Raw genomic sequence first — 12,990 nt, 5'->3', positions numbered from 1 at the left:
CCGATCGCAGCTGCGCTCACCCCAGATGCTTGCGGAAAAACTCCGTGGCGCGACCCCAGGCGAGCTCGGCGGCTTCACGGTCGTGCACGGCCTGGCGCTGCTCGTTGACGAAGGCGTGCTCGGCGTCATAGCGGAACAGCTCGATCGACTTGCCGGCGGCCTTCATGCCCTTTTCGAAGGCATCCACCACCTGCGGCGTGCACCAATCGTCCTTGTTGGCGAAGTGGGCCTGGAGCGGGATCTTGACGTCGGCGGGCTTGGCCGCCTGCTCCGGCGGAATGCCGTAGAACACGACGCCGGCCGCAAGCTCCGGGATCTTGGTGGCACCGATGATGGTCACCGCGCCGCCGAGGCAGAAGCCGGTCAGGCCGACCTTGGCGCCGTTGCGCGACAGATATTGCGTGGCGCCGCGCACGGTCTGCGTGGTGGCGTCCATGAAGTCGAGCGAGTTCATCTCCTTGTTGGCGCTCTCCGTGTCGTGATACGGCACGACCTTGCCCTTGTAGAGATCGGGCGCCAGCGCGTCGAAGCCGGCCAGCGCGAACCGGTCGCACAGGCCCTTGATCTGGTCCGACAGCCCCCACCACTCCTGGATCACGACCACGCCCGGCGCATTGCCGCGCGCCGCGTTGGCGAGATAGCCCGATGCGTCCTTGCCGTCCGGGCGCTTGAAGGTGATGACGGTTCCCATGTTGTCCTCCGACGATGTTCTGGGGGCGGTTGGCGGTATTTTGGCTGGTGGGCGGGCGCGACGCAATCCACACTCCCGTCATTCCGGGGCGCGCGATCGCGCGAGCTATGATGCGCAATTGCGCATCGGAGAATCCATCGGGCCGCAGCGCTGGCGGACGAATGGATTCCGGGCTCGATGCTGACGCATCGCCCCGGAATGACGGTGAACTGAATCCAACAAAAAAAGCCCCCTCGCGGGGGCCTTTTCGTTTCTCGTCTCCGCCGCTCAGTGCGAGTCGGCCCAGACCTTCTTCTTGGTGAAGTACATCAGGCCCGCGAAGAGGACCAGGAACACGAACACCTGGAGGCCGAGGCGCTTGCGCGCTTCCATGTGCGGCTCGGCGGTCCACATCAGGAAGGTGGTGACGTCCTTGGCGTACTGCGCGACCGTGGTCGGCGAACCGTCGTCATAGGTCACCTGGCCGTCGCTGAGCGGCTTCGGCATCTTGATGGCGTGGCCCGGGAAGTACTTGTTGTAGTAGGAACCCTCCGGGATGGTCACACCCTCCGGCACCTTCTCCTCGAAGCCCTGAAGCACCGCCGCGACGTAGTCCGGACCCTGCTCCTGGTACTGGGTGAAGAAGTCGAAGATGAACCAGGGGAAGCCGCGCTCATAGGAGCGCGCCTTGGTGATCAGCGACAGGTCCGGCGGCGCCGCACCCCCGTTCGCCACACGGGCTGCCTGCTCGTTCGGGAATGGCGAGGGGAAGTAGTCGGCGGGACGACCGGGGCGCTCGAACATGTCGCCGGCATCGTTCGGACCGTCCTTGATCTTGTACTCCGAGGCAAACGCCGCCGCCTGGGCGACCGAGTAGCCTGGACCGCCGGCTTCCGCGAGGTTGCGGAAGGCGACGAAGGACAGGCCGTGGCAGTTGGCGCAGACCTCCTTGTAGACCTTCAACCCGCGCTGCAGCGCGCCGCGGTCGAACGTGCCGAACGGGCCGGAGAACGACCACTTGTTGCCCGGCGGCTTGTCGCTGCCTTCGTTGGCGCGGGCGTCCTGCAAGGTGCCGAGGAACAGCGCGCCGGCGGCGACGAGCGCGACCGCGACGGAGGCCGCGACCTTGCCGCCACTGGCCAGCACCGACTCCGAGATCGAGTTCGGAACCGGCCGCGGCGTCTCGATGCGCGAAAGCAGCGGCAGCACGATCAGGAAGTAGGCGAAGTAGCAGACCGTCAGGACCCGGCCGGCGATCACATAGATGCCTTCCGGCGGCTGCGCGCCGAGATAGCCGAGCAGCACGCAGACCACGACGAAGATCCAGAAGAACTGCTTGGCGAGCGGACGGTACTTCGAGGACCTGGTCCTGGCGCTGTCGAGCCAGGGCAGGAAGCACAGGATGAGGATCGCCGAGAACATCGCGATGACGCCCGCGAGCTTGTTCGGGATCGAGCGCAGGATCGCGTAGAACGGCAGGTAGTACCATTCCGGCACGATGTGCGGTGGCGTCACGCCCGGGTTCGCCGGGATGTAGTTGTCGGCGTCGCCGAGATAGTTCGGCATGTAGAAGATGAACCAGGCGTAGAGGAGCAGGAAGCAGGACACGCCGAACAGGTCCTTGATGGTCGCATGCGGCGTGAACGGCACCGTGTCCTTTTCCGACTTCGGCTCGACGCCGTCAGGATTGTTCTGACCGGCGACGTGCAGTGCCCAGACGTGGAGCACGACGACGCCCGCGATCACGAACGGCAAGAGGTAGTGCAGCGAGAAGAAGCGGTTCAGTGTCGGATTGCCGACCGAATAGCCGCCCCACAGCAGCGTCACGATGCTCTCGCCGACATAGGGAATGGCGGAGAACAGGTTGGTGATGACGGTGGCGCCCCAGAAGCTCATCTGCCCCCACGGCAGCACGTAGCCCATGAAGCCGGTCGCCATCATCAGGAGGTAGATGATGACGCCAAGGATCCACAGCACTTCGCGCGGCTCCTTGTACGACCCGTAATAGAGGCCGCGGAACATGTGGACGTAGACGGCGAAGAAGAACATCGACGCGCCGACTGCATGCATGTTGCGCAGCAGCCAGCCGTAGTTGACGTCACGCACGATCAGCTCGACCGACTTGAAGGCGAGATCGGCGTACGGCGTATAGTGCATCGCCAGGATCACGCCGGTCAGGATCTGCATCCCGAGCATGAAGGAGAGGATGGCGCCGAAGGTCCACCAGTAGTTCAGGTTACGCGGGGTGGGATAGGCGACGAAGGACGAGTGCATGAGACCAAAGATCGGCAGGCGCCGCTCGATCCACTGCAGTGCCGGATTGCTCGGCTGGTAGTCGGATGGTCCGCTCATGATGCGATCCTGAGGAAATAAAACGACGTGACGGCACGAAGCTTCGGACGAAGGCCCGAGGCTCAGCCGATCTGAATTTTGGTGTCGGAGACGAACTGGTAGGGCGGCACCGCAAGGTTGGCGGGCGCAGGCCCCTGGCGGATACGGCCGGACGAGTCGTACTGCGAACCGTGGCACGGGCAGAAGAAGCCGTCGTAATTGCCCTCATGGGCGATCGGGATACAGCCGAGATGAGTGCAGATGCCGATCACGACCAGCCACTGGTCGTGGCCGGCCTTGACCCGGGCCTCGTCGCTCTGCGGATCGGGCAGGCTCGCCACGGGTACGGCGCGCGCTTCCTCAATCTGCTTCTTGGTGCGGTGGCTGATGTAGATCGGCTTGCCGCGCCAGAACACCTTGATGTCCTGGCCCTCGGCGATCGGGCTGAGATCGACCTCGATCGGCGCGCCGGCGGCGATCGTCGAGGCGTCCGGATTCATCTGGGAAATGAACGGCCAAAGCGCTGCCGCGCCCCCTACCGCTGCGAATGCCCCCGTTGCAACGAATAAGAAATCACGGCGTGTCGGATGGTCCGCCGAAGACGCTGTCGTCACGATTCCAACCCTTTCTTCTTATGCGACCGGTGGAACCGCTCCAGGGGGCGCCCAAAGGTCCCCAGAACAGGCTGCCGGCGCCCGCGGCCCCCCGCGGCGGCAGAACATTGCTTGCCCACGCCGAAACGGGTGAAACAGCAGTCCAGAATCGTTCTATTGGCACCCTTGCCGGGCGAGCGCAAGCCCGCTATCGGCGCGGAAGCGTGCAATGCACGAATTCCCGGGCGAGCGATGTTTTATTGAGACATTTCCGGCCCGCAACCGACCCGCTGGACCCCATGCAGATAGCGCTTTTCCAACCCGACATCGCCCAGAACACGGGTACGATTCTCAGGCTCTGCGCCTGCCTGGGGATAGCGGCCCACATCATCGAGCCCGCCGGTTTTCCGGTCTCGGACCGCTTGTTCCGCCGGGCGGGAATGGACTATCTGGATCAGGTCAGCGTGACCCGGCACGACTCCTGGTCGAAATTCGCGGCCTGGCGCGCGGCACATGGCTACCGCCTCTTGCTCTTCACCACCAAGGGCGCCACGAACTATCTCGATTTCCGTTACCAGACGTCGGACATCCTGCTATTCGGGCGCGAGAGCGCCGGCGTCACCGACGCAGTGGTCGAGGCCGCGGATGCGCGGCTGGTGATCCCGATCACGCCCGGGCTGCGGTCGCTCAATGTGGCGATGACCGCGGCGATGGCCGCAGGCGAAGCGCTGCGGCAGGTGCGGAACCCGCAGGTTTGATATTTTGAGGAGAGTTAAGTTGAGTTACGCGGTCAAGGAGATCTTCCTGACCCTGCAAGGCGAAGGCGCCCATGCCGGACGCGCCTCCGTGTTCTGCCGCTTTGCCGGCTGCAACCTCTGGAGCGGCCGCGAGGCCGATCGCGCGGACGCCGTGTGTAAATTCTGCGACACGGATTTCGTCGGCACCGACGGCACGCTCGGCGGACGCTACGCGACATCAGCGGAACTCGCCGACACCATCGCCGCGCAGTGGACTGGCACAGGCCACAACCGCTACGTGGTGCTGACCGGAGGCGAGCCGCTGCTGCAGCTGGATGACGCCCTGATCGAGGCGCTCCATGCCCGCGGCTTCGAGATCGGCGTGGAGACCAACGGCACGATCGCACCGCCCGAGGGGCTCGACTGGATCTGCGTCAGCCCCAAGGGCGGCAGCGAGCTGGTGCTGCGGCAGGGTCACGAATTGAAGCTGGTCTATCCCCAGCCGCTCGCAGCGCCGGAAGCCTTCGAAGGCCTCGCCTTCGAGCGCTTCTCGCTGCAGCCGATGGACGGGCCCGAGGTCGCCGAGAACACGGCACGCGCCATCGACTATTGCCTACGTCATCCGCAATGGCGCCTCAGCGTACAGACGCACAAGTCACTCGGCATCAGATAGGATTGGTCTGCGAACAGATGTGGGAATTGACGAAATCCTTCCGCTTCGAGGCAGCGCATTCGCTGTCGGGAACGACCTTCGGTGCGGCAAGCGAAGAAATCCACGGCCACTCCTTCCGTGCCGAGGTGACCCTGCGCGGCACGCCCGATCCGGTGACCGGCATGGTGGTCGATCTCGGCCTCGTCCAGCGCGCGATCGAGGACGTGCGGCTGACGCTGGACCACAAGTTCCTCAACAAGATCGAGGCGATTGGCGTGCCGACGCTGGAAAACCTCTCGCGCTTCGTCTGGGAGCGCCTCCAGCACATCGAGGGGCTGACCCGCGTCAGCATTCACCGTGACAGCTGCAACGAGAGCTGCACCTATTACGGTCCGCAAGGCTGACGACATGACATCCGCGATTGACCCGAACTCGATTGAGGATCGCAAGGCCCGCGCGCGCAACTGGTTCGAACGCTTGCGCGACGACATCTGCGAAAGCTTCGAGCGATTGGAAGACGATGCGCCCGAGGCGCTCTATCCCGGCAACGCCGGCCGCTTCGAACGCACGCCGTGGCAGCGCACCGACCACAGCGGCGCGCCCGGCGGCGGCGGCATGATGTCGATGATGTACGGCCGTCTGTTCGAGAAGGTCGGCGTGCACTGCTCGACCGTCCACGGCGAGTTCGCCCCCGAATTCCGCGCGCAGATCCCGGGCGCGGCCGAGGATCCGCGCTTCTGGGCCTCCGGCATCTCCCTGATCGCGCACATGCGCAATCCGCACGTGCCGGCGGTGCACATGAACACGCGCTTCGTCGTCACCACCAAGGCCTGGTTCGGCGGCGGCGCCGACCTCACGCCCGTGCTCGACCGCCGGCGCACGCAGGCCGATGCGGACACGATCGCCTTCCACGCCGCGATGAAGGACGCCTGCAGCGGACCGAACGGCGTCGCCGACTACGACAAGTACAAGAAGTGGTGCGACGAGTATTTCTATCTGCCGCACCGGAAGGAAGCGCGCGGCATCGGCGGCATCTTCTACGACTGGCACGACAGCGGCGACTGGGACGCCGACCTCGCCTTCACCCAGGACGTCGGTCGCGCCTTCCTGAAAATCTATCCTGACATCGTGCGGCGCAATTTCGCGACGAGCTGGACCGCTGCAGATCGCGAGGAGCAGCTGATCCGCCGCGGGCGCTATGTCGAGTTCAATCTGCTCTACGACCGCGGCACCATCTTCGGGCTCAAGACCGGCGGCAACGTGGATTCGATCCTATCGTCGCTGCCGCCGGAGGTGAAGTGGCCATGACCGCGATGAAGCCGCTGCCCCGCGCCATGCTGATCGACATGGATGACACCATCCTGTCGGCCTATGGCCGGCCCGAGATCGCCTGGAACACGATCGCCGCCGAGTTCGCCGCGGAGCTTGCGCCGCTGCCGCCGCATGAGGTCGCGGCCGCCGTCTTGTCCTTCGCGCGAAACTTCTGGGCCAATGCGGAAGCCGCCTGGCGGCTCAAGCTCGCCGAGGCCCGACATCTGACGGTCAAGGGCGGCTTTGCCGCGCTGGCGGCCGCCGGTCACCGCGCCCTGCCCGACGATCTTGCAATTCGCATTGCCGACCGTTTCACCGCCTATCGCGAGGAGGAGATGTTCGTCTTCCCCGGCGCGCATGAGGCCATCGACCGGCTGAAGGCACTCGACATCAAGCTCGCGCTGGTGACCAACGGCGCCGCCGACATGCAGCGCGCCAAGGTCGAACGCTTCGAGCTGGCGCACCGTTTCCATCACATCCAGATCGAGGGCGAGCACGGTTTCGGCAAGCCCGAGGAGCGCGCCTATCTGCACGCAATGGACGCGCTCGGCGTCACCGCCAAGGATACTTGGATGATCGGCGACAACCTGGAATGGGAAGTCGTGACGCCGCAGCGCCTCGGCATCTACGGGATCTGGATGGACGTGCACGGCGACGGCCTGCCGGAAGGCTCGACCGTCAAGCCCGACCGCATCATCCGCTCGCTGAGCGAGCTGTTGCCGGACCCGGCGTAGCCGGGGCGAAGACAAAATAGCGAAAACAACCCCATGCACAGTAGGTGGCTGCTGCAAATTCAAGGGCTGCGGATTTTACGAAACGGCTTTGACACGTCGGGCAAAACAGGAGGATGATGACATCCTCGCGGTGGCTGCGATGGAAGGCCTTAGTAGTCGGTTCACCTGCGGCCCACCCTTCGAGACGCCCGCCTTTGGCGGGCCCTCAGGATGAGGTTTTGCGTTTTGCGGCAATAACCTCATGGTGAGGACCCCGCACAGCGGGCGTCTCGAACCATGCAGGCAGTCCCACATGTCTCATGTGATGGCGCTGCCGCTCGCCCGTTTTCCGGGTGTCATGACAAATTGCTAACCTCGCGTCCGGTTCAACTCGAAAGGACAATCCATGGAATTGAAAGCCGGCGATGTCGTGATGCTGAAATCCGGCGGCCAGCCGCTGACCGTTGCGGAGATCAAGGAGGACGAAGTGCTCTGCCTCTGGATGGGCATGGAAGGCGATCTGTTCCGCGAGACATTGCCGCTGGCCACGCTCGTGCAGGTGGAAGAAGACCCCGACGAGGAAGAGGACGACGAAGACGAGGATGACGACGAGGACGAAGACGACGAATAGGCAAGACCGCATCCTACTTGGATCGGAGTGCCCGGCTCCGGCGCGTCGATGTCCGCTTCTCTGCCAATAGCGGCGCAATAGCGGACATCGCTGGATGTCACAGAAGAGGCCGTAAGCGGACCTGCCATAGTTGGCCGCTTCAAACCTAATCGGCGACCGCTGCTTTCTGAAAGTCGCCTTGCCTTTCGCCGCTGTCAGGGCGACGGGATATTCGGTACCGGCCGGGCGATACGCCGTGATGTCGATGGAATAACTTCGAAAACGCCGCCGCTGTCTCGTAACCAACCCTGCTGGCGATACGTGCGATGGGCTCATCGCTGGTTTCCAGCAGGAACGCCGCTTCCGCCATTCGGCGTTCGATCACATAGCGGTGCATGGACTGGCCGACGAGCTTGGTAAAGCGCGCCGAGAATACCGAGCGGCCGAGCCCAACGCGCTGGCCAAGATCGCTCAGGGTCCAGGGAAGCTCCGGATTTTCGTGAATGAGCTTGAGCGCCGGTCCGATATGTGGGTCAGAGATGGCCCCGAGCCAGCCGCCTTGTCCGGGACTGAGAGACGCAATCCAGCTTCGGAGCACCTCGACAAAGAGCACTTCTGTCAGTCGTGAAAGCGCGACGCGCTGGCCAGGACGCTCGTGCGCGGACTCGCTGACCATGCGGCGCAGGATTGCTTCAAGCCAACCACGGTCCGCTGTCGGCTTCAGCAAGAGCACGGGCGGAAGTAACTCCAGCACGCTGCCAAACAGCGGCCGTGACACTGTGAAATTGCCGCAGATCATGGTCGAGAGCGGCTTTGCACGGCGGCCGTGACGAACGACGCCAAGACGTGGCGACGACCGATCGATATCCATAATCCGCAAAGGCTTGGCCCGGCGATCCGAATAAAACACATGGGGCTCTCCGCGCGTGATGACGACAAAGTCGCCCTCAGTCATCTGGATTTCCTGTCCCTGTCCGAGCGCAAGGGTCGCCGAGCCCTGGCTGAGATAGTGAAATAGAGCGTAGGGGCGCGCCGGCAACTCAAGATGCCAGGGATGGCCGAGCTCGAAGTGAAAGAGCAGCGTCCCGCCGAGACGAATGCGATCGAGCACTTGGGCGAGAATGTCCATGCCGCCAAGATTAGACCGGTGGACGATCAGACACAACATCTGGACGATTGATCTCTATCGTCCGGAAGGTCCGCGGAATAGGTCATGTCGCGGCGGGCCGACGTTACGAGCGGCAACCATTTCGCCGATGGCAGATGGAAGAACCGCGACCTAGCTGGAAACGCCTGTCCATTCCCTCGGACTGTCTTCGTCCGACATGCCAACAGGAACAATCAATGCTGAATATCCTCCTCTCACTAGCCGCCACCGTACTTCTGGCCGGAACGACATTGATCGGCTCCGTCCGTTCCGCCGAATTGCCCAAGGGAGCGGCCCACAACATCGTGCTCGTGCACGGCGCTTTCGTGGATCAGACGAGCTGGCAGCCCGTTGCCGATATTCTCACGAAGAAGGGCTACAACGTCACGCTTGTCGAAAATCCGCTCACCTCGCTTGCCGCCGACGTCGATGCCACCAAACAGGCGCTCGCGAAGCAGGACGGCAAAACCGTTCTCGTCGGCCATTCCTGGGGTGGCGTGGTCATCACGGAAGCCGGTAACGATCCCAAGGTGTCGGCGCTGGTCTACGTCTCCGCTTTCGCGCCTGACGTGGGCCAATCTCTGGCGACCCTCGCCAAGAGCGGTCCGGCTACCGAAGGCGCCGCGGCGATCCATCCTGACGACAAGGGCAACCTCTACATTGATCCCAAGGTATTTCCTTCGGCGGTCGCGGCTGACCTTCCCCTGAAGATTGCCGAATCCCTTGCGAACCATCAGCTGCCGTTGAGCGACAAGGCGTTCGAGGCTCCGGTCGATACGACCGCCTGGCGGGACAAGCCGACGTTCTACGTGATCACCACCAAGGACAGAGTGATCGCACCCGAGGCCCAGAAGTTTTTCGCCGACAGGATGAAGGCCCAGATAACGGACGTCGCCGGCAGTCATGCTTCGCTCGTCGTTCATGCCAAGGAAGTCGCCGAGGTGATTGAGAAGGCCACACTCGCAAAGTGACAGTACCGCTCCCGGCGTTTTCGCGCCGGGAGCGTCGCTCAAAGCATCGCTGCGCCACACCGGTCTCCCAATTCAAATATTTCAAGCATCCGGAGGATGACATGACTCAACTCGACATCGTGCGCCAGCACGTCGCCACGCTCGAAACCGCGCTGACCCGTTACGTCGAAGGCAACGGAATCCGCTTCGCCTATCGCCTGCTCGGCCCCGCTACCGGAACGCCGCTGGTTCTCCTGCAGCACTTCTCGGGCAACATCGATGCGTGGGATCCCGCCGTCGTCAACGCTCTCGCCGCCGACCGCCCCGTCATCGCATTCGACAACGCCGGGGTCGGTCGCTCAACCGGCCAAACGCCTGATAATATCGAAACAATGGCGAGAGATGCAGTCGCCTTCATCAATCTGCTGGGCCTTCCTGAGGTCGACCTGCTGGGCTTTTCTCTCGGCGGCTGCGTCGCCCAGCAGATTGCCGCCGACCACGGACGGCTGGTCCGCAAGCTCATCCTTGTGGGCACCGCGCCGAAAGGTGGAGAAGAACACCTGCTGGCGGTTCTGCAGCAGGCGTTTTCCCAAACCGATGCGCCGGACCCCCGTCTGCCGCTGTTCTTCACGAAGTCGTCCGCCAGCCAGTCTTCCGGCTTGGCCTTCCTAAAGCGGACGAAGTTGCGCAAGGACGATCGAGACACCGACAACGGCAAAGCGGTCACCGATCCGCAGGCCAAGGCTCTGATCACCTGGTGCGCCACACCTGATCCCGAGCACGCCATTCTGCGCGCCATCCGTCAGCCCGCTCTTGTGGTCAGCGGCAGCCACGACACCATGCTGCCGGCGAGCAACGCCTACGCAATGTTCAAGGAACTCAGTAACGCCCAGCTGGTCCTCTATCCCGATTCAGGGCACGGCGCCCTGTTTCAGCACCACGAGATATTCGTCAGCCACGTCCGGACCTTCCTGCAAGCACAGTCCGCGGCCGCATGAGCCCGGCACGTTCCGACGTCATCGGACGCACCCATCGATGAGACTTGTTACGGAGAACAAAATGACAATCGCTAAAGTCGAGGTGGAACGTTTCAGCCTCACGAGCGCCAAACCGTTCGAGGCTATTGTGACCGGCATCAAGTCCGCGATCGGGCAGCCTGACATGGTCAACTTTTTCAAAGAGACGAGGGCGACAGATTCCTTCCCGGATCTGGAGCGCGTTGTACAGCGCGGCCTCGGCCGAACGAACCTCATGCTCTTCGCGGAATTCGACCTGGGCGACATTCTGCGTCGCGAAACTGGATCCAGGACACCCATGATCATACGGCTTGTGGTCGGCAATCCGCTCATCATGAAAGAAATGGTCAAGCACGTGCCCGATGCTGGCTCCTATGCTCCAGTCACAGTGCTGATTGATGAGCGTCCCGATGGCGTGCACATCTCTTATGACAAAATGGAGAGCTATCTGCTGCATTATGGCAGCGCCGAAGCCCTGGCCGTCGCCCGAGATCTCGATACGAAGATCACGACCTTGCTACGCGAATGTGCGAGCTCAAGCGGATGACGTCTTGGGTCGATGGAAGAGGGTAACTCACACCAATCGACGAACGCGACGCCCGTACCGGCCGCGAAGGACTAGGCGCGAGGCTTCGACTGTTCGGCACCGACGCCTCTGGCGGCAGGTCCGCTCATCAACTTGAGCAAATCGAGTCCGCAATGCCCACTATCCGGACCTCAACGAGACGTGCCGCCACTTCGATGATGGGCCGATTCCGTTGAAAAAGGCGGCTGTTGCGACGCAGAGGGATCAGTGATTCAGTCTGTCTAGGTGGCAGGACTGAAGATCATGATGGGACATCGGCAAGTCGAACAGGCTGCGTTGTTCTACGAATTCTCGCTCGAGAAGCATATTCCCGCCGACCATCTGCTGCGGTCGATCGATAGATTTGTCGACCTTGAACAGATTAGGAAGGACCTGGCGCCTTTCTATAGCAGTATTGGCCGACCTTCGATCGATCCCGAGCTGATGATCCGGATGCTCTTAGTCGGTTACTGCTTCGGGATCCGATCGGAGCGGCGGCTGTGCGATGAGGTCCACCTCAATTTGGCTTACCGGTGGTTCTGCCGGCTGGGTCTGGAAGGGGCGGTGCCGGACCATTCGACATTCTCCAAAAACAGGCATGGCCGCTTCCGGGAGAGCGATCTCTTCCGTCGCGTTTTCGAGAGCGTTTTACACCGCTGTATTGAGGAGCGGCTGGTCGGCGGTGAAGGATTTGCAGTCGATGCGAGCCTGATCAAGGCCGACGCCAATCGGCAGAAGGGAATCGAAGGCGACAAGGGACTTCCACCGGAGGCCGCCGGCCGAGCGATCAATGAGTATCTGGCTGTCCTCGATGATGCCGCTTTCGGCGCAGCGACCGAGGTCACGCCGAAGTTCGTGTCGCCTGCCGACCCGGCGGCGCGCTGGACGGGGGCGCACGGCGGCCAAGCCTTCTTCGCCTACTCGACGAACTACCTGGTCGACGTCGAGAACGCGATCATCGTCGATGTCGAGGCGACCACGGCCATCCGGCAGGCGGAGGTGTTGGCCGCCAAGCGCATGATTGAGCGCTCGCTGGAGCGGTTCGATCTCTATCCGAACCGGCTTCTCGGCGACAGCGGCTATGGCTCAGCCGAGATGCTCGGCTGGTTGGTTTACGAGCATGGCATCGAGCCACACGTTACAGTGTTCGACAAGTCGGCACGCACAGATGGGATCTTCTCGCGCGAAGACTTCACCTATGATCATGCAAGGGACGTCTACCGCTGTCCTGACGGCAAGATCCTCACCACGACCGGAGCGCTGGTGAACGATGGAGCCACGATGCTTTACCTCGCTATCAAGCGCGATTGCGATCGATGCGTATTGAAGTCCCAGTGCTGCCCCAAGCAGGCTTCACGGAGGGTGCCGCGCTCGATCTACGAGGGCGCTCGCGACATGGCGCGCCAGATCGCAAGATCGTGGGAGGGGCGCACTTCGCGTCGGCTCCGCAAAAAGATCGAGATGCTGTTCGCGCACCTCAAGCGCATTCTCAAGCTCGACCGTTTACGGTTACGAGGCCCAAACGGTGCGCGCGACGAGTTCACCCTCGCAGCCACCGCTCAGAACCTTCGCAAGCTGGCCAAGCTGATCCCGATGCAAACCCTCAAGCCCGCATAAGGGTCAGCAAAGCCGTTCGGCTACATCGGCGCGGGCGCCAATACATCGGATTACTGCCGCCTTTTTCAACGGAATCGG

The 12,990-nt window shown here is 62.8% G+C and carries 14 protein-coding genes; 10 read left to right on the top strand and 4 right to left on the bottom strand.

Annotated elements, in window-relative coordinates:
- Positions 1-16: 16 nt before the first annotated feature.
- The 3 genes from AXW67_RS14150 to petA form a co-directional block, all read right to left on the bottom strand.
- On the bottom strand, positions 17-691 hold the full coding sequence (locus AXW67_RS14150) for a dienelactone hydrolase family protein (RefSeq protein WP_063678376.1): 675 nt from the start codon (positions 689-691) through the stop codon (positions 17-19).
- 267 nt (positions 692-958) lie between these two features.
- Positions 959-3,022 (bottom strand): cytochrome b/c1, encoded by a 2,064-nt coding sequence (gene fbcH, locus AXW67_RS14145; protein WP_063678375.1) that lies wholly within the window; start codon positions 3,020-3,022, stop codon positions 959-961.
- A 62-nt stretch (positions 3,023-3,084) separates the two neighbouring features.
- Positions 3,085-3,615: a ubiquinol-cytochrome c reductase iron-sulfur subunit gene (gene petA, locus AXW67_RS14140; RefSeq protein WP_063678374.1), complete on the bottom strand. Its 531-nt coding sequence runs from the start codon at positions 3,613-3,615 to the stop codon at positions 3,085-3,087.
- Positions 3,616-3,893: 278 nt separating this feature from the next.
- Here petA and AXW67_RS14135 point away from each other — a divergent pair, with 278 nt between their 5' ends.
- The 6 genes from AXW67_RS14135 (at position 3,894) to AXW67_RS14110 (ending at position 7,638) form a co-directional block, all read left to right on the top strand.
- Positions 3,894-4,352, top strand: coding sequence for a tRNA (cytidine(34)-2'-O)-methyltransferase (locus AXW67_RS14135; protein ID WP_063678373.1), 459 nt, complete (start codon positions 3,894-3,896; stop codon positions 4,350-4,352).
- 19 nt (positions 4,353-4,371) lie between these two features.
- Complete coding sequence (gene queE / locus AXW67_RS14130; protein ID WP_063678372.1) at positions 4,372-5,004, top strand: 7-carboxy-7-deazaguanine synthase; 633 nt, start codon at positions 4,372-4,374, stop codon at positions 5,002-5,004.
- A 17-nt stretch (positions 5,005-5,021) separates the two neighbouring features.
- Complete coding sequence (locus tag AXW67_RS14125) at positions 5,022-5,387, top strand: 6-pyruvoyl trahydropterin synthase family protein (protein ID WP_063678389.1); 366 nt, start codon at positions 5,022-5,024, stop codon at positions 5,385-5,387.
- Positions 5,388-5,391: 4 nt separating this feature from the next.
- Positions 5,392-6,291, top strand: a complete 900-nt coding sequence (gene hemF, locus AXW67_RS14120) for an oxygen-dependent coproporphyrinogen oxidase (protein WP_063678371.1) — start codon at positions 5,392-5,394, stop codon at positions 6,289-6,291.
- Entirely contained in the window at positions 6,288-7,028 is a 741-nt protein-coding gene (locus AXW67_RS14115) for an HAD family hydrolase (protein ID WP_063678370.1), read from the top strand. Before hemF ends, AXW67_RS14115 begins: the two co-directional genes overlap by 4 nt.
- Before the next feature lie 385 nt (positions 7,029-7,413).
- Positions 7,414-7,638: a YodC family protein gene (locus AXW67_RS14110; RefSeq protein ID WP_027553838.1), complete on the top strand. Its 225-nt coding sequence runs from the start codon at positions 7,414-7,416 to the stop codon at positions 7,636-7,638.
- A 145-nt stretch (positions 7,639-7,783) separates the two neighbouring features.
- Here the strand turns inward: AXW67_RS14110 and AXW67_RS14105 are convergent, their stop codons facing one another.
- Positions 7,784-8,746: an AraC family transcriptional regulator gene (locus tag AXW67_RS14105; protein WP_063678369.1), complete on the bottom strand. Its 963-nt coding sequence runs from the start codon at positions 8,744-8,746 to the stop codon at positions 7,784-7,786.
- Between the two features lie 215 nt (positions 8,747-8,961).
- Between AXW67_RS14105 and AXW67_RS14100 the strand changes: the two genes are divergently transcribed.
- The 4 genes from AXW67_RS14100 to AXW67_RS14085 all read left to right on the top strand — a co-directional run bounded on the left by AXW67_RS14100 (position 8,962) and on the right by AXW67_RS14085 (position 12,912).
- A complete protein-coding gene (locus AXW67_RS14100; RefSeq protein ID WP_063678368.1) occupies positions 8,962-9,735 on the top strand; it encodes an alpha/beta hydrolase in 774 nt (257 codons plus the stop codon).
- Positions 9,736-9,836: 101 nt separating this feature from the next.
- Entirely contained in the window at positions 9,837-10,712 is an 876-nt protein-coding gene (locus AXW67_RS14095) for an alpha/beta fold hydrolase (RefSeq protein ID WP_063678388.1), read from the top strand.
- A 61-nt stretch (positions 10,713-10,773) separates the two neighbouring features.
- Positions 10,774-11,277 carry a DUF302 domain-containing protein gene (locus tag AXW67_RS14090; protein ID WP_063678367.1) on the top strand — a complete coding sequence of 168 codons (504 nt, stop codon included), beginning with the start codon at positions 10,774-10,776 and terminating at the stop codon, positions 11,275-11,277.
- Positions 11,278-11,559: 282 nt separating this feature from the next.
- The gene (locus AXW67_RS14085; protein ID WP_063678360.1) at positions 11,560-12,912 is read left to right on the top strand and encodes an IS1182 family transposase; all 1,353 of its coding nucleotides are present in this window, start codon (positions 11,560-11,562) and stop codon (positions 12,910-12,912) included.
- Positions 12,913-12,990: the final 78 nt, after the last annotated feature.

Source organism: Bradyrhizobium neotropicale (assembly GCF_001641695.1).
In the GTDB taxonomy this organism is placed as follows: Bacteria; Pseudomonadota; Alphaproteobacteria; order Rhizobiales; family Xanthobacteraceae; genus Bradyrhizobium; species Bradyrhizobium neotropicale.
This window is presented reverse-complemented; position numbering and strand designations above follow the sequence as displayed.